Annotated in this window: 1 protein-coding gene; it reads right to left on the reverse strand. The window is 64.7% G+C overall.

Annotated elements, in window-relative coordinates; genetic code table 11:
- Window positions 1-245 precede the first annotated feature (245 nt).
- The coding region (locus MTQ12_RS14820; RefSeq protein ID WP_247619227.1) for a recombinase family protein at window positions 246-757 on the reverse strand (512 nt) is incomplete at its 5' end.

The following is a 757-nucleotide window of genomic DNA, read 5'->3' on the forward strand; positions in this document are numbered from 1 at the left end:
CGTGAACGCGGCTTCGGCACGCTGAAGTACGAACGGCTCTACCTGGACGAGATCGACGACGCGATCGTGCTCGCCGAGCGGGCCGAGGACTACCGGATCGAGTACAACGAGCTCCGGCCCCACGAGGGCATCTCATGGAACCGGCCCAAGGAGGTGCACCCGGGGCCTGGCCGACCCCACCACCCCGACATTCAAAACCAAGGAAATCCTGCCAACTACTTGACGCGGGACACGGACAACAGAGGTTACCTGGCTACCTTGCTGCGGTCCTTGGCCAGGAGCTTGCGTCCGTCCTCGCGGAGTTCGCCGGTGGGTGAGACGTGGCGGTAGAGGGTCTGGCGGGTGATGCCGAGTTCCTTGCAGAGGTCACCGACGTTGGTACCGGGCTTTCCCATGGAGGCCATGGCGAGGCGGAGCTTGGCGGGGGTCATCTTGTAGGGGCGTCCGCCTTTGCGGCCGCGGGCCCGGGCGGCGGCTAGGCCGGCGATCGTGCGTTCGGAGATGAGTTCGCGTTCAAACTCGGCCAGGGCGGCGAAGATGCCGAAGACGAGCTTGCCGGATGCGGTGGTGGTGTCGAGGGCCGCGCCTTGCCCGGTGAGGACCTTCAGGCCGATGCCGCGTTGGGTGAGGTTGAATCGTCCTTGGTTTGATTGAGGGTAAGCCAAACATCCTGAAAGGACATCGATTCTCTGATGGCCCCGTCGAAATACCCCCAAGAACTCCGTGACCGGGCGACCCGGTTGGCCGTAGAGGCCCG

The sequence above is a fragment of the Brevibacterium sp. R8603A2 genome (assembly GCF_023072605.1).
Taxonomy (GTDB): Bacteria; Actinomycetota; Actinomycetes; order Actinomycetales; family Brevibacteriaceae; genus Brevibacterium; species Brevibacterium pityocampae.